Raw genomic sequence first — 18,874 nt, 5'->3', positions numbered from 1 at the left:
CCGCCAGCCTTGCTTCTTGAACCGGGTTATATTGAGATTAGAGCATCGCGCCAAATCGGCGTCTGCCCTGTAATTCAAGGACACGGCGTTTCGTGCGCGTATTCAATCGGGCCGGTCATTCATTCGCGCAGTCACGGTTTGCCGACTACCTGCCCGACGGCGTTTCCGTGTCGGGGGAGCAGGGGTCCAGCAGCGACACGATCACCTTGCGCTCGCCGTTGAAGGGATTGCGACCATGCGCGAATCGCATGTTGTCGACGAGCAGGACGTCGCCTCGCTGCCAGGGGAACTGGATCGCGCATTCGCGGTACGCGTTGCGGATCTGCTCGATGTCGTCGAGATCGAATGGACTCCCGTCGCCGTAGAACGCGTTGCGCGGAACGCGATCCTCGCCGAACAGGCTGACGACCGCACTGGCGAGCGATGCGTCCAGGTTCGAGAGGTGGAAGAGGTGGGCCTGGTTGAAGAAAACCCTGTCACGGGTGACCGGATGGTAGGCCACGCCCTGGTTGATCTGTGCGGTGCATAACGTGTCGTCGTCGAGCCATTCGTGCTCGATGCCGTTGTCTGCGCAGAAGGCCGCGACCTGGCTGCGGTCGGTGGTCTGAAAGACGGTTTCCCACGGAATGTCGACGTGCCGCCGGTAGTGCCTGACATAGCGGACCCGCTTCGCCTCGAAGTTCTCCAGGATGCGCGCTCCGATCCTGCGGCTCACCTCCCGCATGTCGGCGATCGGCGTTTCGCCGCCGGCCGTGGGCGCGCAAAGGCAGCAGAATGCGACGCGCAGCGGCCAGCTGCGCTGATACGCGTTTTCGCAATGAAGCGCGATCGTCTCGCTCGGCGGATACTCGGTGGCGGTGAAGATGCCGTTGCCGATCGAGGTGCGTGGCGTGGAACGATAGACGTAGTCCGACTGACGAGCCGACACCGCGTTCGAAAACGCCTCGAATTCGGCGACCGTTGACACGTCGAAACCGCGAAACAGGAGCGCGCCATGTTCCAGAAGCCGCGATTCGAGTTCGACTCGATTGTCGTTCACCGCCAGCACGAGATCGTGCCCGTTCACTCGCCCGCTCGATGCCGGCTCCAGCAGCAACGGCGAGGCCCCGGCGGCAAGCAGCTTGCGTTCCGTCATGCCCAGCATGGTCAACTATTCCTTATCTGAATGTGGATCGCGACGCACCGCGGACCGACCGGTCTTCACGGTTACTGCGGCGTGCCTATGCGCGGGAGGCCGTTTCCACCGCTTGTTCGAAGCGGTCGAGAATCTCGTGGATGTCCGCTTCCGAGACGATCAACGGCGGCAGGAACCTGAGTACCGCGCCATGACGGCCGCCGGTTTCGATCACGAGCCCGTTGCGCAGGCAATGCAGCTTGATGGCTTTCGCGAGCGCCGCATGGGGCGGGCCGGGTTGGCCATCGCGGCCGGGCAGCACGACTTCGACGCCGATCATCAGGCCGCGGCCGCGGATCTGGCCTAGACTCGGGAAGCGTTCGGCAATACGTTCGAGGCCGGCGACCAGCAGCTTGCCGACCGTCTCCGCGTGCGCCGACAGCCCGTCTCGATCGACGATGCGCATGGTCGACAAACCGGCCACCATCGCGATCTGGTTGCCGCGGAAGGTGCCCGCGTGCGAGCCGGGCGGCCAGGTGTCCAGGCGCTTGTCATAGACCACCACCGACAGCGGATAGCCGCCGCCGAACGCCTTCGACAACACCAGGACGTCCGGCCTGATGCCGGAATGCTCGATGGCGAACAGCGCACCGGTTCGGCCGAGGCCGGTCTGCACTTCATCGACGATCAGCGGGATTTCATGCCGCAGCGTCAGCTCGCGCAACTCGATCAGCCAGGCGTCGGAAGCGGGGATGCAGCCGCCTTCGCCTTGCACGACTTCGACGATGACGGCCGCGGGTTTCGTGATCCCGCTCTCGGGGTCGGACAGGACCGTCCGGATATAGTTGATGCTGAGTTGATCGGTTGCCGAGCCGTCGGTGCCGAACGGGCAGCGAAACGCATAGGGGTAGGGCAGGAAATGAACGTCGCGCCCGTTGCTGCCGGCCGATTTCGGCGTGAGATTGCCCGATGCGGCGAGTGCGCCGGCCGTCATGCCGTGGTAGGCGCCGTGGAACGCCATGATCGTCGGGCGGCCCGTATGATGCCGGGCCAGCTTGATCGCCGCTTCGACGCCATCCGCTCCGCTCGGACTGCAGAACTGGATCTTGCCGGTATCGGCGATCGCGTTCGGCAACATCGAGAACAGTTGTTCGACGAACGCGTGCTTGGCCGGCGTCGCCAGGTCGAGCGCCTGTTGCAGTTGACCGGAGGACAGGAACCGCATGACGGCTTCGTTGACTTCCGGGTGATTGTGCCCGAGTGCGAGCGTTCCGGCATTGGACAGGCAGTCGATGTATTCCTGCCCGTCGGAGTCGCGCATGCGTATGCCTTCGGCATGGGTAAACAGCCGTGGAAACGACGTCGCGTAGGTTCGCGCGTTCGATTCGACATGCTTGAGATAATCGAGTTTTTCCATGCTTATGGATCCGGCTTGCAGCGCGGATGATGGACACTGGCGAATCCGCATCGCTTCGTGTCGGCCAATGGTGCAACGGGAACGGTGCAGCGGTACGGCTGATTGAAGCATGGTCTCCGTACCGCGTCTGCCACGGGAAAGCGGGACACCGGCGTGGCGTCAGGCAGGCAGGGTCGAGCGGAAATAGTCGATGGTTCGACGCAGTCCCACTTCGAGCCCGACCGTCGGCTTCCAGTCCAGGTGGGTGCGTGCGAGGTCGATATCCGGACAACGTTGCGTCGGATCGTCCTTCGGCAGCGGCCGGAATACGATTCGCGACTTCGAGCCCGTCAGGCGCAAGATGATCTGCGCGAGCTCACTGACCGCGATCTCATGCGGATTGCCGAGATTGATCGGGCCGGTGATGTCCGCGGGCGTGCCCATCATCCGGATCAGGCCGCCGACCATGTCGTCGACATAGCAGAACGCGCGGGTCTGGCTGCCGTCGCCATACAGCGTGATGTCCTCGCCGCGCAGCGCCTGCACGATGAAGTTGGACACGACGCGACCGTCGTTGGGATGCATGCGCGGCCCGTACGTGTTGAAGATCCGTACCACCTTGATTTTCACGTTTTGCTGGCGGTGATAGTCGAAGAACAGGGTCTCCGCGCACCGTTTTCCTTCGTCATAGCACGCACGCGGCCCGAGCGGGTTGACGTTGCCCCGGTACGTCTCCGGTTGCGGATGCACGTCGGGGTCGCCGTACACTTCGCTCGTGGAAGTTTGCAGCACGCGTGCGTGCGTGCGCTTCGCGAGCCCCAGCATGTTGATCGCGCCCATCACGCTGGTCTTGGTGGTCTGCACGGGATCGAACTGATAGTGAATCGGCGATGCCGGACAGGCGAGGTTGTAGATCTCGTCCACCTCCACGTACAGCGGAAAGGTCACGTCGTGGCGCAGCGCCTCGAAACTCGGGTTGCCGAGCAGCGCGGCCACGTTCTGCTTGGTGCCGGTGAAATAGTTGTCGACGCACAGGACGTCATGACCGAGTTCGACCAGGCGCTCGCACAGATGCGAACCGAGGAAACCCGCGCCACCGGTTACGAGGATCCGCTTTCGATTACGTTGCACAATTGCACTCCAGGTTTGACGCGTAGGTAAGTGGCGAGTTGCCCCCGGGCACCTTCGGCGGGACCGCGATGCGCTTCGCTTCGACGATCACGGCACGCCGATCGCGCGATGCGGATCCCGACGTGTGCGATGCCCGTCATGCTTGCAGGGCGTTCGGTGCAACCTGATCCGCGCGCCGCAGGCGCGTCGCAATGATGTCGGCCATCGCCCGCATTTCGCTCCGGATAAAGAAGTGATCGCCGTCGATGACATGAAAATCGCAGCGCCCGGTCGTCACGGCATCCCAGCCTGAAACCGAATCGGCAGGGACCTGTTCATCCGCCACGCCCGCGAACGCGGTGATGTCGACTGCCAGCCTGCGCCCGGGCACGGCCCGGTAGTTTTCGATCATCGTGAAATCCGCGCGCAGCGCCGGCATCATCAACGCCATCATTTCGCGGTTCTCCAGCACCGCCTTCGGTGTACCGCCCATCTCGTGCAACGCATCGATGAACGCGCGGTCGTCCAGCGCCTGCATCCGTCGAGCGGGGCGCTCCTTGCCCGGTGCAGCGCGCGCGCTCACGAACAGATGCCGGAGGTTCGGTTGCGCATGGGCGGGAAGCCGCAGCGCCAGTTCGACGGCAATCGCCGCGCCCATGCTGTGGCCGAACAGTGCGAAGGGACGATCGAAGCAACTGCCCAGGTCGTCCAGCAACGCGTCGATCAGCGTCGCCATATCGGGCACGGCTGGCTCCGACAGGCGGCTGCCTCGGCCGGCAAGCTCATGACGGTGCACCTCGATCCCGGGCAATAGCGGTTGCAGGCCACGATAGACGGCGGCCGAGCCGCCCGCGTAAGGGAAACAGATCAGACGCATGCGGGCGGGTACTCGAGCGGCACACTTGCTGCCGGGCTGCTGGAGGTCGCGCTGCAGGCATTCTCGGGTTCGGCGTTGTTCACGACTAAAGGTCCGGTCATCGTTTTCATGGTGATGCGTCGGTCATCTTCACCTGGAGGGAATCGGGCTGAACACCCGGCGCGGCTTCGCGATGCGCAAGGCCGTTTCCATAGCCGGTTCGTTAGCGCTGTACGAAGGCCGCGAAGCCGCACGCGAGAAGTCGAGGAAGCGTTGATTCGCTTCATGGAAATTCATGGTGCCGCCAGGATTCGGAATGTGCCCGACCCGGCTGGGCATGAGTTAAACATGAGGCCGTGTGGATGTATGTCGTAGAAAAACGGGACGTGTGCAGTTCGCGCATCGTCGTCCGCGCTGCAGAGAAATGCGGGGGAGTTGACACCGGTCTTGGCGACGTCGCTCGGTGACCACGGTAGAGTCGCTGACAAAACCGGTCAACGAACCGAGTGCGGATAGCGGCGCATGCAAGGCGGAGCACAGCGAGATGGGTTTGAAGAGAACGCTCGAAGCCAATGCGCAACTTGCCGAATCCAGCAAGCCATGCGTGTGTGTGCTCAACAACCCTTCGATGCTGGCTGGCCGCCAGGCAGGCATCTCCCTGGAGATGCTCGAACACGTCGTTGTCTTGCTTGAAATGCTCAACATCGGCGAGACCAATGACGGGGGACGCGCGCAGGCGCGGTGGCGCTTAGTATTGTGGGTATATTATTTGACATAATATGTATTATCGATTAAATGGGGTCTGAGTAAAATTGATGCTCGCCACCGGCTGCGCGTATCGATTGCGACTGAGGCAGAGAGAGTTTTTCGGGCCAAACCTCTCTCCTCAGTCGTAATTTGTGCAACAGCTCGTAGCACGACAAGCTTGCCTGCACCCGCGGCCACATTGGCACACGGAAAATTCGCTCGAGCACGCATGGTCGCGCAGCGTTTAGGCCATACGGATCGGGACGCCCACTCATGCGCGCGCCAGCAGCGTCATGACGAATTTTCGCCAGCCGCAACCACCTTCTCAGCCGGCTCTCGGCCACGAAAGTGTCACGGCCCCAGTTCAGGCCGGCATGTGATCCGTTTATCAGCAACTGAGCCGCTGTTGAATTGATGCTAAAATTGATGCTAAAAGACATCAAAGGAGCCATCATGCGTACCACCGTCACCGTCGACGACACTCTCTATGCGCGCGCACTCGAACTCGCCGAACCGGGCATGCCTCCGGCCGACCTGTTCCGGGCGGCACTTGAAACCTTCGTGCGTGTCCAGGCCGGTCAACGCCTTGCCGCCCTGGGCGGTCGCGCGCCCGACATGGCAGATGTCCCGCGCCGCGCCCCTGAGGCAACCGCCCGATGAGTGTCTTGGTCGACACGTCCGTGTGGGTCGAGCATTTCCGGCGGCCACTACCAGCGCTTATCCAGCTTCTGCGCGTCGATAACGTCCTTACACACCCACTGGTACTACTTGAGCTCACGTGCGGGACGCCGCCCGAACCGCGGGCACGAACGCTGGGAGATCTCGCGCTTTTGCGCCAAACGCGCCTCGCGACGCCAGGGGAAGTAGCGGACTGGATCGAGCGGGAACGGCTGTATGGGCGCGGATGCGGTGCAGTGGATTGCACCCTGCTGGCATCAGTGCTCTTGACCCCGAGCACCCGGCTCTGGACGCGCGATCGGCGGCTCGCGCAACTGGCGGAACAATTCGAGGCTCAATACGTACCGCCTGACCTGCAGTAAGCGAAGCAGTTGCCGACTTCTTTGCGCGGTCTGTCGCCATGCCGAGGCGCGATCCCGCTTCGCTCCTCACAATTAGGACGCCCGCTTCCGCCGCGTGGGCTGCCCATCCGCGCGGCAAGTGCAAGCAGAACCCGATCAGACTGCCCGCCTACCGATTCGTTGCACATCCGCAGTACGTGGAGTTTTTAGGTCACAGCCCGCTTCTCCCATCCTGAACGTCTTTCAGCGCCTGCTCGATCTCTTTCTGCTTTTGGCGCATAGAGGTTTCCATTCATCGCGCGCCTTGCGCGATTGGTTGGCTTCGCCACAGCTCGTCACAATTGGCTCGCTCACCACCGTCTAGCGCGATGCCGTTGCGCCGCACGTTACAAATGTTGCCCGACACTTCAGCGACGGCTCGCCTCAACGCATGAATGAAGCGACTGATCCGCTTGGGTTCTCGCTACTTGCACGGCATGCACGAGGACGCCGCCGGCCGCATCGAGCTTGCGCGCGCCCCCCGTTCGTCGACGTCGCGGACCTCGCTCGGCGTGCGCAGCTGATCAGACTGCATCCCCGCGTATTGCTTCTTCCACCGATAGAACGTCTGCTCGGAAATCCCGACCTGACGGATCAGATCCGCTACCGGCATCCCCAGCTCTGCTTGCTTCAGTACGGCCACAATCTGTTCGATCGAAAAGCGCTTCCGTTTCATGGCAAACCACCTCCTGGTTCAGCGTCAAGTTTGCCGCAAAACTCGCTCTCAGATTGGTCCAGAATTCCTAAAGCGGATCACCTCTGCGCTGTGACCAGTACCGCATGCACCACGGCGAGTACGATCTGCCGACACTGCTCGGTAACACGGCCTTGGCACAACACGCTAAACGTTCCACGCAGTTGCCGCACGCGTGTCCCGCACAACCTGGCAATCCACGACACTATCCATCAAATAGATACAGGCATTTCAAACATCCATTGGATTAATTCCAGGGCAAATGCGACAGTATCCGTTCGTCAACCTCGCCTCGTTACGCAATGTCCTCCACCGACTTGCCACCCCTCAGCGCCTCATCCCGGGATGGATTGCCGACGCGACAACGGATCGCGGCGCTAATTGCCATTTCGCTTGCGGTTGCAATGGCCAACCTCGATACGGCCATCACCAATACGGCACTGCCAACCATTGCGACCAGCATCGGCGCCGACCCGTCGTCCGTGATCTGGGTGGTCAATGCATATCAATTGGCGATGATCGCAACACTGCTTCCATTTGCATCGCTGGGAGAGATCACCGGGCATCGACGCATCTATATTGCGGGCCTTGTATTGTTCACGTTGAGTTCGCTTGCCTGCGGCCTCGCATGGTCGCTTTCTTCGCTCGCCACGGCGCGCGCGTTGCAAGGCGTCGGCGCGGCCGCCATCATGAGCGTCAACACCGCCCTCATTCGCTTCTCGTATCCAGCCAAACTACTCGGGCGCGGAGTGGGATTGAACGCACTCGTCGTTGCGGTTTCATTCACGGTCGGCCCAACCGTGGCATCGGCAATTCTTTCCATCGCATCGTGGCACTGGCTGTTCCTGGTCAATGTGCCGGTCGGCTTGCTTTCCATCGCGATGGCCGCCGGCACATTGCCGGTCACCCATCGCGCGCGGCATCGTTTTGATGCCGTCGCAGCTTTGCTCTGTGCATTTTTTTTTGCACTCCTCATACTTGGACTCGGAACGATTTCGCACGACGGCATGACGCCGACTATCGCCGCCGAATGGATCGGCGCCGCCGTATGCGGCTATGCGCTGCTGAAACGCCAGGCCAATCACCCCGCTCCGATGCTGGCGGTCGACCTGTTCCGTCGCCCCGTCTTTTCGTTGTCCGCCCTTACATCGGTCTGCTCGTTCTCGACGCAAGGCCTAGCGTTCGTCTCGCTGCCGTTTTTCCTGCAGATCGGCCTCGGGAACAATCAGGTCGAGACCGGTTTCCTGATGACGCCGTGGCCGGCCGTCGTTGCAATCATGGCGCCCGTCGCCGGGCGGCTCGCGGATCGATACCCAGCGGGCATCCTCGGCACCATCGGCCTCTTCACACTCTCCCTCGGCATGGCTTCGCTGGCCACGCTACCACACGCGCCGTCGACACTCGACATTGCGTGGCGAATGCTATTGTGCGGTGCCGGATTCGGTTTTTTCCAGGCCCCCAATCTCAAGGCGCTGATGGGCAGCGCCCCGCCCGAGCGCAGCGGCGGCGCCAGCGGCATAGTCGCGACGGCGCGACTGCTGGGGCAAACGCTAGGTGCCGCGCTGGTTGCACTGTGCTTTCACGTCGCGGGGACAAACGGCCCGATCGTCGCACTCTGGGCTGGCAGTGCTTTCGCGCTGCTCGGCACCGTGGCCAGTTGCCTTCGATTGTTGCCGGACCGGCAACCTGCATGACGCGAGCCGTTCGGCCTTGCCGCATCACAGTTTCGACGTCGGCATGACCGGCCGCGGCAGCCAACTTTCACCGCCTGATCCGACTCGCGCACTTGCCGCCGCCCGTGCCGTATTGCGACGAGCAACGGTCGCGGCCTCGCAGTACGACCGTCGGAAATGCCGTCCGACGATCCATTCAACGCCAAGGAACATTATGAAGACGCAACATCGAATTCGAAGCCTTGCCGATCTGGAATACGTGTCCCGCACCTGCAAGCATGTCCTGACCTTGTTCAGCGGCGGCGTCGACAGCAGTTATGTGCTGATGGAACTGGCAAAGCATCGCAGCCTCGAGGTAACAGCCTTGACCGTCGATCTCGGCGACGGCGTCAATCGCGACGATCTCAAACTGATTGCATCGCATTTCGGCGCGAAATCGCTGGTCATCGACGGACGCCAGACTTTCGCTCGCGATGCGGTGTTGCCGGCGTTACGCTGCAATGCCCAGTACATGGCGATGTATCCAATTAGTTCGTCGTTGTCGCGACCAGTCATTTGCCGCATCGCGGTCGATCAGGCCGCGAAGCTCGGATGCGATGCCATCGTACACACGGCTAATCAGTCGCAGAACAGCCTGCGCCGGCTGAACGGGGCGCTGCATCAGTTGGGATTCGACGGATTCCACGGCAGCCCCTATGAATACTCGGCGCTGACACGCGAGGAGAAAATCGCAGAGCTGCGCCGGTTCGGGCTCACCGCGTTTCAGGCGCGTGGCATGAGTGGTGACGCAAACCTCTGGTGCCGGGAATTCGAATCCGGATCACTCGACAATCCGGAGGCCTTCCACGTACCGGATGAACTGTTCACGTGGACGGCAAAGCGAACCCGCTCCGCCTCGCGAAGCAGCCTTTCCGTCCGCTTCGACCAGGGAACACCGGTGGCAATCGACGACGCCGAGCTTCCCCTGGTCGACCTGATCGCCCGGTTGAACGACCGTATCGGTTCGTACGGCATCGGACGCTATTGCGGCCTGGAACATCTGGACGACGGAGAAAAGGTATTGGAAGTTCGCGAGGCGCCGGCCGCGCACCTCCTGATGAATGCCTATCGCCACCTCGAAATGGCCACGCTCGACCCTGAACTGCTGCGGGAAAAACTGTCGCTGGAGCAGATCTGGGTTCGCGAAGCAATCGAGGGACGATGGTTTGCCGACCTGCGACGCACCATCGACCAATTCATCAGCCACCAAGCCAGCGCCATCACCGGTGTCGTGAAATACTTGCTGCGCGATGGAGCAGCCGATGTTTGCGCCATCCGTGCGGCCAAGCCGCGCTACCTGACCGACCGCGACAGTTGGGAAAAGCAGGCCGCACGTGTTCGGGGAGCACGCAGTTTGCGTGAGCTGCACGACAATGCGGCGACAGACTCCACCCGCGAACCCGAGGAACACCGCTCGGGCGAACTGGAAACGCTCGAGTAACCGCGTGACTCACGCCTTGCATGCAACACACTTCGACATGGCAAACGCGCGACCGATCATGGGCTCCGGGATGGCAAGTTCCGCGTCGCCGGCACACCTGAAACTGCTCCTCCGCGGCACGGAGCGCTGCATCGACATCCATCGCGCTTTCGAGATCGATCGCAACTTCAATGTTCCGCCGCACAAGCGGACGGACGATACCGTGTTTCGCGCGCGCGACATGCGTACGATCGTTTCGCTGGAGCGTGGCATGTCATGTCCGGCCGGTGTCGCCGTCTCGTGTCAGATCGAAATATTTGCCGTAATCGGCGAGCCCGCGCCCAGCATGCCGCTGTCGGGGTCCCACCCGCAAGTGTCGGCTTACGGGGTTGCCGTTCATTTCGTCGCGTCCCTCTCTGAGAGGCCATCCGGAGCGTCGGGATCTGCGCCGACGATTCGCCAGACGGGCTGCAGCATGCCCGTTGCAGCCACCACCTTCGAGTGCGAAAACAATTTGCTGTGGCTGGACGTGAACAATCGACCGGTTCTCGAGGCGACGTTGGGCGATATGTCATGGCAGATCCCGGAATTGCTCACCAACTGCGGCCGGCAGCGGCAGATGAGCCCAGGAGATCTTGTTTTCACCGGCGCCACTCAACCCGCCCTACTCGTCAAGCCCGGTGACGTACTGCGTGGCGGGGTGGAGGGATTGTCGCGATTCTGCCTGTGCATCAGCAGCACTGCCACCGGCCAGCACGTGCAGATCGCAAACGTCACAACCGGTACGACCATGCGATCAGATCGAGGTTGCTGACACCCCCCCGGCTCTGATCGCACTGTCGCGGAGCCGGTCGAATGCAACGCACACGGCATGGCTCGCGTCGTCGACTATCGCATCACGAACGGATTGTCGGGACTGCCCGAGCCGGAATAGATCCACGTCGTCTTGGTCTGCAGGTACTCCTTGATCATCTCGTACCCGCTCTCTCGACCGATACCGCTTTGTTTGTACCCGCCGAACGGCGCAAGATAACTGACCGCGCGATAAGAGTTGACCCACACCGTCCCGGCCTCGAGATTCCGCGTCATGCGCAGCGCCTTGCCCATGCTGGTCGTCCAGACACCAGCGGCGAGACCATACGGACTGTCGTTTGCGATGGCGACCGCATCCTCCTCGGTCTTGAATGGAATGACGGACAGTACGGGACCGAAGACTTCCTGTCTCGCAATCCGCATATCGTTAGAAACATCACGGAAAATCGTGGGCTCGATGAAGAAACCATGCTTCGCATCGCCGCCCTTGAACGGGCGGCCGCCCAGTGCAAGCCGTGCGCCGTCGTCCAGCCCCATCTCGATGCAGGACAGCACACGCTCGTACTGCGGTCGATTGGCGATGGGGCCGACCTGCGTCGCATCCTCCATCGGGTTTCCCAGTACGGCCGCCCCGCTCGCTTCTACCAGCCGCCGCGTAAATTCATCATAGATCGACTCCTGAAGCAGGAGGCGCGATCCGGCCATGCAGGTTTGCCCGCCTGCAGCGAAGATGCCCGAGATCGCCCCAGCAATCGCCTGTTCCGCATCGGCGTCGGCAAAGACGATGTTCGGCGACTTGCCACCCAGTTCCATCGTTACGTGCTTGAATCCCCTCGCGGCCTGCTCGTTCACTCTGCGCCCTGTCGAATCGGAGCCGGTGAACGCGATCTTGGCGACGCGACTGTCGCTCGTCAACGCATCTCCGATCTCGGACCCGTAGCCGGATACGACGTTGACGACCCCGGGAGGAAATCCGGCTTGCTCAAACAAGGCCGCGAACTCCAGCGTCGATGCCGTCGCATGCTCCGACGGCTTGATCACGAACGTATTGCCGGCCGCCAGACCCGGCGCCAGTTTCCAGGTCAGCAGCAGAAGCGGTGAATTCCACGCGGTAATGGCGAGCACCACGCCGAGCGGCTCGTATCGCGTAAACGTCAGATAGTCCGGCTTGTCGATCGGGAGCACGCTGCCCTCGATCTTGTCGGCCAGGCCGCCATAGTAGTGGAACCATTCAGGGATGTATCGAAGTTGACCACGCATCTCGGTGATCAACTTGCCGTTGTCCATGACTTCGGTGCGTGCCAGCGCCTCGGCGTTTTCCTTGATCAGATCGGCTACTCGGCGCAGCAACGCGCCCCGCCGACTCGCGTTGAGCGACGACCACGCATCGCTTCGGAATGCGCGGCTGGCAGCATCGATTGCGCGCCTCGCGTCATACTCGTTGCTTCGCGGAATCTCGCACCAGGCCTCGCCCTTGTAGGGATCGACACTGGCTAGCCATGCATTGGAATCAGGACCGACAAAAGCCCCATCGATATAGTTCAGATAACGTTTCATGCGTGGTCTAAGAGGTGAGCCTCGCCGGCCTGCGAGTCTGTGAACGGGCTTCCTTCGGTGGCCGCTTGTTCGTCAAAGGAAGTGATGCGTGAAGCAGTCATATGCACCAAATGGCCGACTCCCGAGACTGACCGATTGTGATCGCGGATCGCCAACGCCAACAACGACGGCGCAATCGAAACCACGCGGGCCGGGCGACCTCGCGACGGCCACCCTTACCAGCATTCAGGATTACGTCGACAGACACCAGGAATAATTCACGATTCAACCTAAATCGATCTCTCGCATACCGCCATTTATTGAAAGTATAAGCGCACCCGCCGCATCATCAATATGACGCCGGGAAATCCTGAAATACTAAAAATATCTAAATCAGGATTAAAGATTGCAGTTTTTCCTCGGCTTTGGCAACCGGATTCCCGGAAATCAACGATTCAATCGAATCGGAGGCGCATGCGGACTGCGAAGCCGTCGCCGGCAGAACGGCCGGATGCTGCCGATATGCCGCCGTCCCTTTCGTAGCCCACCTAGGTCACGGTGTTCGCATGCCACTTCGACCGGATCCCGTGCCCTCAACTGGAGCACCGCCCGGCTTCCAACACGGCGTGCGTTCATCCTCTCGCGACAATACCGTCGAGATTTACATCCAGCAAATAAATAACGGTATCAAAAATATCAATTTCAAATATTTTATTTAAACGTTTATGATTGCCCTCCTGGATGCATCAAGCGAGACCATTGATCGATTCCCAAGCCGATCAAGCAGTCTTATTGCGAAAATTCACCATTACCGAAAACCATCTCTCTTGCCTGTTTCATTGAAAGCAAATCGTCGGTTTTTCCGGCTCAACGTTGATTTCGCGATATGGGACGTAACCGACACATCCCCAAGAAGGGATGCGCGATGCAATGCCCCGCAACCATGTTCCGGGAGACGCACACAACTTGTGCACAACAAGACGTTTTGTAATACCCCAACCATGCGAGTACAGATCAACCCGCTCGCTTTCCGAGGTACGAAGAATGCAGACGTCACACCCCACCTCGAACGTCGAGTCGTACGACTTCGGCACCCCGGGCGATGCGGCCGAATGGCCTGACGAGATTTATGCGCTGTTGAAAAGGTTCAACGTCCGGCAAACCGCCTATGTACCCGACGCCGGCCTTGCCCGATTAATCGAGAGACTCGATGCTGATGATTCGATCCGAACGCTGCCCTTGACGACCGAGGAAGAGGGGGTCGGTGTGATCGCAGGTGCATGGCTGGGCGGACAACGTGCAGTGCTGCTGATGCAGTCGTCCGGCGTCGGAAACTGCGTCAATCTGTTTTCGCTGATCCGCAGTTGCACGATGCCGGCCGTCATCCTCGTGACCATGCGGGGGGAATGGGGAGAGTTTGTCCCGTGGCAGATTCCGATGGGACAGGCTGCACGCCAGTGCTTCGAACTGTTCGATTTCGCCGTCATCCATGCCGCAACGGCAGAAGACATCGCCCCGAGCGTCGAGGCCGCACTCAAGATGGCTTTCTACGGCTACAAGGCAACCGCCGTGCTCATTTCACAGCGCGTGATCGGTGCCAAATCGTTCGGAAAATGATGAACCTGGTCGCTTCGGCTTCACACGGCGGCCGGTGCGGCAACATTGGGGGATCGATTCAGGCCTGTCGAAAGCCATCGATCGGCTCGCCTGTCATCGACCCGATCGGACCGATACCCGAGTTTCCCACGTCTGCCGTCTGACCGTTCGCACCTTCGAAACCGGACAAAGCACCGCCAAGGAAAACCGATGCCTGAAAACGTGATGTTGAATGGGTTACTGGAACGTCGCTGGGTCGTATCGACGTTGCTCGAATTTCGCGAGAATCTCCTCGTGATCGGCGGCCTGGGGTCGGCAGTGTGGGACATTACCGCCGCCGGCGATCATCCGCTCAACTTCCCCGTCTGGGGTGCGATGGGAGCCGCTTCCACGGTCGGCCTCGGACTCGCACTCGCCCAGCCCGAGCGCCCCGTGCTCGTCGTCACCGGGGATGGCGAGATGCTGATGCAACTCGGCGCGCTCGCCACCATCGGCGTACAGCAACCGCGGAACCTTTCGATTGTCGTACTCGACAACGAATGCTATTGCGAAACCGGCAGGCAACGCACCCATACCGCCAGCGGAGTCGACCTAGCAGGCGTAGCGCGGGCATGTGGCATCGAGCGCGCATCGGTAACCCGTACACCCCAGGAAGTGAACGAACTTCGCTACTCGGTGCATTCACGCAACGGCCCACTGTTTTCGCAGGTCAAGATCGCGGCGAACAAGCCGCCCCTCGTCATGCCACCTCGAGACGGGTCCTACCTCAAGGATCGATTCAGGACGGCGCTACTTGGAAACATCGCGCTGGACTAGGTATTGCCGCATGCCGATGCGTGGCAGCTTCAGGACAATGAGCGGCAGCCGGTCGTGCGGTTCAGGCTATTCCATTACTCACTCTATTTCACCGTAGTACTAACTTGAATGCAGAGAGTCTCGGATGATCGATCGTCAAGATCTGCGTCCCACCTCGCTTCGCGCTTCACGCATGGCCGCCAAAGTACCGGCGGCATCAACCAGCCATCCGGTAATCGTTTTTCATTCATTTGTTGAAGGAGATGTGATGATTTCTGCTCAGCAAGCCCAGTTCTATGCCCGCCATGGATTCGTGGTAGTCGAAAACGTGCTCGGACAGGAGAAAATCGACGAAGCCATCCGTGCAATCGATGAACTGCTCGACCCGAGCAATCTCGGCAAGGCATTCGAGATGGAGCCCCAGGACGGTTCGACCGTCCGGCGCATCTGGTCACCAACGCAGAAGCACGACGTGTTCGAACGTCTTGCCGCCGATCCTGCGGTGCTCGACTGCGTACAGCAGTTGATCGGCGACGACGTGCTGTTCCACTACAGCAAAATCAACATGAAGGGCCCGAAAGTTGGCAGCATCGTGAAGTGGCATCAGGATTTTTCGTACTACCCTCATACGAACTCGGACCTAGTGACCGCATTGATTTTCCTCGACGACGCGACGCGGGAAAACGGCTGCCTGCGCGTCGTCCCCGGCTCCCATCGCCGCGGACTCCGATCGCACGACATCGACGGCCACTTTCGCGGCACAGTGTCGGACGTCGTCGAATCGGAAGCCGTTGATGTCGAAGTCAAGGCGGGCAGCGTACTGTTCCTGCATTGCCTGACGCTGCACGCGTCCGAACGGAACACGTCCAAACTCCCGCGCCGGACATTCCTGCCGGCTTACCGGGCAGCCGACGCGTTTCCGATCTACTTCGGCCCGCACGCTGCCCACAACGAGCCGGGCGTTCGACTGTTGCGCGGCCAACCGGCCCGCATGGCGCGAGTGGAAGCCGGCCTGCACTACCTGCCGATCGCGGAGCGCGATTTCGGATCCCTCTATGAGGTGCAGGAAGGCTCTCACCTGAACAAACCGATGTCGGACATGAAAACGGCTGGTTATGCAGTTGCGTGATGCGTCTGCGGGCCCTGGCGGCCGAGCCTACCCTCCGCCAGCGCCGCTGCCGGGCGACCCTGCCCCGGCAGCCGTTCGAGCAACGCTGATATCCGCATCGCCCCGATGTGAACGTAAACAACGAAGACAACCGAGGTCATCATGTACCTGAGAGTGAATCCCGCATCGCAACTGAAGCCGGCCATGTCTGTTCCCGCGTCCAAGCCGGAAACCCAGCGGGCCATCATCACCGCGAGCCTGGCGACCGGTCGCTCCCGCATCCACAATGACCTGCGCTGCCTCGAAACCGACACAATGAAGCAGGCGTGCCGGCAACTGGGCGCGCAGATCAGCGAGCACGACGGTTTTCTCGAGATAGTGGGCGTGGGCCGCGATTTCACGAACGACACCCTCGTTATCGACGCCAAGGGTTCGGGGCTCGTGTTCCGCACGCTGTCGGCAATTGCATCCGCACGCCGCGCCCCGACGATCCTGACCGGCGATCACACGCTGCGCCGCAGGGTCATGAAGCCACTGTTTGACGCGCTCGCTTCGCTCGGCGCGAACATCCAGCATATCGGCGACCCCGGCAAGGCGCCCGTCATCAACTGGGGGCAACGGATCTCGCGTACGCACGCGGAACTGCCGGGCGACGTCAGCTCGCAATTCGTTACCGCACTGCTATTTCTGGCGCCGCTGTCGGACCAGCCGATGACGATTCACCAAAGCGAACCGGTGCTGTCGAAGTCGTACATCGCGCAAACGGTGGACTTCCTGCGCAGGGCATCGATCGATATCGACGTCGACGCACGGTTCAGCCATTTCTCCGTTCGCCCCGGCGAATACTCGGCATTCGATTCACACATCAACGCAGACTACACGTCACTGTCCTACCTGTTGTTCGCATGCACGATCTTCCCCGGCGAGTATGTGATCCGCGGCATCACCAGCGACACGCTCCAGGGCGAGCAGATCTTCATCGACGTGGTGAAGGCGCTCGGCGTGAAGGTGATGCACGACGACACAGCCAAGGAACTGCTGGTTTCCAGCGTGCATGCCAGGATGTCTGGTGCGCATGAGGTCGACGTGAGCGACGGCCCGAACATCATCCCGACGCTGGTCGCGCTGAGCCTGTTCGTGGAAGGCGAATTCCGCGTCGTGGGCGGCTCGGTGACGCGGCTTCACAAATCGTCGCGCATCGAGTCTATGGTCACCGAGGCCACCAAGCTCGGCGCGAACATCTCGCTGTTGTGGAACCAGCAAGGCGACATCGACGGTTTCGTCACCCGCGGCAGGCCCGACTACGAAGGCGGCGTATTCTTCACCAGTTGCGGCGATCATCGCAACTTCATGTCGCTGTTCGTCGCGTCGCTGAAGTTCCGCCAACCGAGCCACATCGACGGGTTTCACGATGTAATCTGCTCGTTTCCCGAGTTCCTCACGCAGTTCGAGGCACTCGGCGCAGTGTTCTCGCCCGTGCAACGCGTTATGTCCGGCCCCGCGGTGATCGACGAGTGAGGTTGCGGCGCCGTCGGCATCCTGCTCGCCTGCACGAAGATCGGCCGCGGTCAGGCCGATTCCGCGGCATCGACACGCGATGGATGACGAAAACCACGCAGCGTCAGGCCAGCGGCTCGACCGCGGCGCGGATTCGCTCCCTCATCCACGCGTGCGCGGGTACGCTGTCGTGGCGCCGGTGCCAGTACATCGACCAATGGAAACCTGTCGAGACGAACGGCAGTTCCTTGATTACGAGGCCGTCCTCTGCAAAGCGGTCGGCCAGCCGCGCGGACATCACCGCAATCATCGACGAGTGGCGCAACAGGTGGGGAACGACGAGCCAATGCGGCACGTTCAATGCCACGTTACGGACCCGCTGCATGCCAGCGAGCGTGGCATCGACATAGCGTCCATCGGTAGCGCTGATCGATACCTTCAGGTGCGGCAGCTCGAGAAACAGCTCCATCGTCATCTCGTCGTCTGCGTGCCGATGTTCCCGTGCCAGCACACACACCATGCGATCGTTGAACAATGGCGTCGATCGCACCGCGCTCGTGTGCTCCAGATCCATGCTCACGGCGACATCGATATCGTCGGCATCGAGCGCGATCACGGTCTCGCGTGGCGGCAGATGCATCACGTCAAGTGTCACACCCGGCGCCTCTTTTTCGAGTTGTGCCAGTAACGTCGGCATCAACAGATATTCAAGCACGTCGGACATCCTGAGTCGAAAATGCTGCTCGGTCGTTCGCGGATCAAACGAACGGTCGGATTTGATTAATCGCTCGGCTTGGCGAAGAAACTGCCTAAGCGGCTCTTCCAGTTCCAGCGCACGTGGCGTCGGCTCCATGCCCGAGGCGTTGCGTATCAGCAAATCATCTCGCATCAACGTTCGCAAGCGTCGCAGCGCGCTGCTCATGGCCGACTGGCTCAATCCAACCTTCGTCGCGGCCCGCGTCACGTGCTTTTCTGTCAGCAGCGCATCGAGCACGACCAGCAGGTTCAAATCAATGCTACGTAGATTCATAGGGGCTCGCGAGAATGAAATTCGAAGCGTCGGTCGTTACACCGAAGAGATTTCGCGCCGTACATGCGTGCTTGGCACTTGCGGCCTTCCGCGAACTCGCGCACGAACGCGGTAGATTAGGGGCGCCTCGTGTTATTGCCACGTGGGAATGATTGCGCCGGACGCCCATGCATGAATCATGCTTGCCGGACACCGTCCCTGCCAAGCCGGCGATCGTTGTCGCCGGCGGCGTGATGTCATCCGCTGCCGCACCGCCAGCGGGCATGCAATTGCCCGGGCGGGGATTGTCCATTGCGCATGCTTGCCCTCTCTCTCATTTTATTTGTCCAACTATTACCCGCGGACACGCATTCTGTCGAGGTGGCCCGACTCCACTTCACCCGGGGTGGCGT

General features: G+C 61.1%; 15 protein-coding genes and 2 pseudogenes. 9 read left to right on the top strand and 8 right to left on the bottom strand.

The features are described 5' to 3' along the window. Positions 1–145 precede the first annotated feature (145 nt). The 5 genes and pseudogenes from GQ57_RS18770 to GQ57_RS39675 form a co-directional block, all read right to left on the bottom strand. Positions 146–1,144 carry a TauD/TfdA family dioxygenase gene (locus GQ57_RS18770; protein WP_034198677.1) on the bottom strand — a complete coding sequence of 333 codons (999 nt, stop codon included), beginning with the start codon at positions 1,142–1,144 and terminating at the stop codon, positions 146–148. Between the two features lie 76 nt (positions 1,145–1,220). Next, positions 1,221–2,531, bottom strand: a complete 1,311-nt coding sequence (locus GQ57_RS18765; protein ID WP_034198676.1) for a diaminobutyrate--2-oxoglutarate transaminase family protein — start codon at positions 2,529–2,531, stop codon at positions 1,221–1,223. A 159-nt stretch (positions 2,532–2,690) separates the two neighbouring features. Further along, positions 2,691–3,641 carry a UDP-glucuronic acid decarboxylase family protein gene (locus GQ57_RS18760; protein WP_031397728.1) on the bottom strand — a complete coding sequence of 317 codons (951 nt, stop codon included), beginning with the start codon at positions 3,639–3,641 and terminating at the stop codon, positions 2,691–2,693. A gap of 136 nt (positions 3,642–3,777) precedes the next feature. Continuing rightward, positions 3,778–4,497: a thioesterase II family protein gene (locus GQ57_RS18755; protein ID WP_034198675.1), complete on the bottom strand. Its 720-nt coding sequence runs from the start codon at positions 4,495–4,497 to the stop codon at positions 3,778–3,780. Between the two features lie 463 nt (positions 4,498–4,960). Next, a pseudogene (locus GQ57_RS39675) lies at positions 4,961–5,110 on the bottom strand (IS5/IS1182 family transposase); the annotation flags it as partial. A 566-nt stretch (positions 5,111–5,676) separates the two neighbouring features. On the opposite strand from GQ57_RS39675, the gene GQ57_RS18750 reads away from it, so the two are divergent. Further along, a complete protein-coding gene (locus GQ57_RS18750; RefSeq protein WP_031397730.1) occupies positions 5,677–5,883 on the top strand; it encodes a DUF2191 domain-containing protein in 207 nt (68 codons plus the stop codon). Next, positions 5,880–6,263 (top strand): type II toxin-antitoxin system VapC family toxin, encoded by a 384-nt coding sequence (locus tag GQ57_RS39670; protein WP_081896704.1) that lies wholly within the window; start codon positions 5,880–5,882, stop codon positions 6,261–6,263. The genes GQ57_RS18750 and GQ57_RS39670 overlap by 4 nt, the downstream gene beginning before the upstream one ends. Before the next feature lie 511 nt (positions 6,264–6,774). On the opposite strand, the pseudogene GQ57_RS18745 reads toward GQ57_RS39670, so the two are convergent. After that, positions 6,775–6,957, bottom strand: a pseudogene (locus GQ57_RS18745) (transposase); the annotation flags it as partial. A 320-nt stretch (positions 6,958–7,277) separates the two neighbouring features. Between GQ57_RS18745 and GQ57_RS18740 the strand changes: the two are divergent. From GQ57_RS18740 to GQ57_RS18730, 3 genes are all read left to right on the top strand, one after another. Continuing rightward, entirely contained in the window at positions 7,278–8,669 is a 1,392-nt protein-coding gene (locus GQ57_RS18740) for an MFS transporter (protein ID WP_031397739.1), read from the top strand. A gap of 193 nt (positions 8,670–8,862) precedes the next feature. Continuing rightward, entirely contained in the window at positions 8,863–10,128 is a 1,266-nt protein-coding gene (locus GQ57_RS18735) for an argininosuccinate synthase-related protein (protein WP_052001385.1), read from the top strand. A 4-nt stretch (positions 10,129–10,132) separates the two neighbouring features. After that, positions 10,133–10,921 carry a fumarylacetoacetate hydrolase family protein gene (locus GQ57_RS18730; protein ID WP_160257533.1) on the top strand — a complete coding sequence of 263 codons (789 nt, stop codon included), beginning with the start codon at positions 10,133–10,135 and terminating at the stop codon, positions 10,919–10,921. Between the two features lie 74 nt (positions 10,922–10,995). Here the strand turns inward: GQ57_RS18730 and GQ57_RS18725 are convergent, their stop codons facing one another. After that, on the bottom strand, positions 10,996–12,477 hold the full coding sequence (locus tag GQ57_RS18725; RefSeq protein ID WP_034198673.1) for an aldehyde dehydrogenase: 1,482 nt from the start codon (positions 12,475–12,477) through the stop codon (positions 10,996–10,998). Positions 12,478–13,500: 1,023 nt separating this feature from the next. Between GQ57_RS18725 and GQ57_RS18720 the strand changes: the two genes are divergently transcribed. The 4 genes from GQ57_RS18720 (at position 13,501) to GQ57_RS18705 (ending at position 17,473) form a co-directional block, all read left to right on the top strand. Next, the gene (locus GQ57_RS18720) at positions 13,501–14,073 is read left to right on the top strand and encodes a phosphonopyruvate decarboxylase (protein WP_031397743.1); all 573 of its coding nucleotides are present in this window, start codon (positions 13,501–13,503) and stop codon (positions 14,071–14,073) included. Positions 14,074–14,262: 189 nt separating this feature from the next. Then, positions 14,263–14,868 (top strand): thiamine pyrophosphate-dependent enzyme, encoded by a 606-nt coding sequence (locus GQ57_RS18715; protein WP_152601646.1) that lies wholly within the window; start codon positions 14,263–14,265, stop codon positions 14,866–14,868. A 124-nt stretch (positions 14,869–14,992) separates the two neighbouring features. After that, positions 14,993–15,976 carry a phytanoyl-CoA dioxygenase family protein gene (locus GQ57_RS18710; protein ID WP_235212636.1) on the top strand — a complete coding sequence of 328 codons (984 nt, stop codon included), beginning with the start codon at positions 14,993–14,995 and terminating at the stop codon, positions 15,974–15,976. Between the two features lie 141 nt (positions 15,977–16,117). Then, complete coding sequence (locus tag GQ57_RS18705) at positions 16,118–17,473, top strand: 3-phosphoshikimate 1-carboxyvinyltransferase (protein ID WP_031397746.1); 1,356 nt, start codon at positions 16,118–16,120, stop codon at positions 17,471–17,473. A 103-nt stretch (positions 17,474–17,576) separates the two neighbouring features. Here GQ57_RS18705 and GQ57_RS18700 read toward each other — a convergent pair whose 3' ends face one another. Then, the gene (locus GQ57_RS18700) at positions 17,577–18,482 is read right to left on the bottom strand and encodes a LysR family transcriptional regulator (RefSeq protein WP_031397747.1); all 906 of its coding nucleotides are present in this window, start codon (positions 18,480–18,482) and stop codon (positions 17,577–17,579) included. Positions 18,483–18,874 lie beyond the last annotated feature (392 nt).

Origin of the sequence: Burkholderia sp. MSh2 (genome assembly GCF_000731655.1) — a bacterium.
Lineage (GTDB): Bacteria > Pseudomonadota > Gammaproteobacteria > Burkholderiales > Burkholderiaceae > Burkholderia > Burkholderia paludis.
This window is presented reverse-complemented; position numbering and strand designations above follow the sequence as displayed.

Coding starts and splice junctions, on each gene's coding strand:
- GQ57_RS18770 (WP_034198677.1), bottom strand. CDS start 1,144: ATGCTGGGCATGACGGAACGCAAGCTGCTTGCCGCCGGGGCCTCGCCG.
- GQ57_RS18765 (WP_034198676.1), bottom strand. CDS start 2,531: ATGGAAAAACTCGATTATCTCAAGCATGTCGAATCGAACGCGCGAACC.
- GQ57_RS18715 (WP_152601646.1), top strand. CDS start 14,263: ATGCCTGAAAACGTGATGTTGAATGGGTTACTGGAACGTCGCTGGGTC.
- GQ57_RS18720 (WP_031397743.1), top strand. CDS start 13,501: ATGCAGACGTCACACCCCACCTCGAACGTCGAGTCGTACGACTTCGGC.
- GQ57_RS39670 (WP_081896704.1), top strand. CDS start 5,880: ATGAGTGTCTTGGTCGACACGTCCGTGTGGGTCGAGCATTTCCGGCGG.
- GQ57_RS18740 (WP_031397739.1), top strand. CDS start 7,278: ATGTCCTCCACCGACTTGCCACCCCTCAGCGCCTCATCCCGGGATGGA.
- GQ57_RS18710 (WP_235212636.1), top strand. CDS start 14,993: ATGATCGATCGTCAAGATCTGCGTCCCACCTCGCTTCGCGCTTCACGC.
- GQ57_RS18750 (WP_031397730.1), top strand. CDS start 5,677: ATGCGTACCACCGTCACCGTCGACGACACTCTCTATGCGCGCGCACTC.
- GQ57_RS18700 (WP_031397747.1), bottom strand. CDS start 18,482: ATGAATCTACGTAGCATTGATTTGAACCTGCTGGTCGTGCTCGATGCG.
- GQ57_RS18705 (WP_031397746.1), top strand. CDS start 16,118: ATGTACCTGAGAGTGAATCCCGCATCGCAACTGAAGCCGGCCATGTCT.
- GQ57_RS18735 (WP_052001385.1), top strand. CDS start 8,863: ATGAAGACGCAACATCGAATTCGAAGCCTTGCCGATCTGGAATACGTG.
- GQ57_RS18725 (WP_034198673.1), bottom strand. CDS start 12,477: ATGAAACGTTATCTGAACTATATCGATGGGGCTTTTGTCGGTCCTGAT.
- GQ57_RS18755 (WP_034198675.1), bottom strand. CDS start 4,497: ATGCGTCTGATCTGTTTCCCTTACGCGGGCGGCTCGGCCGCCGTCTAT.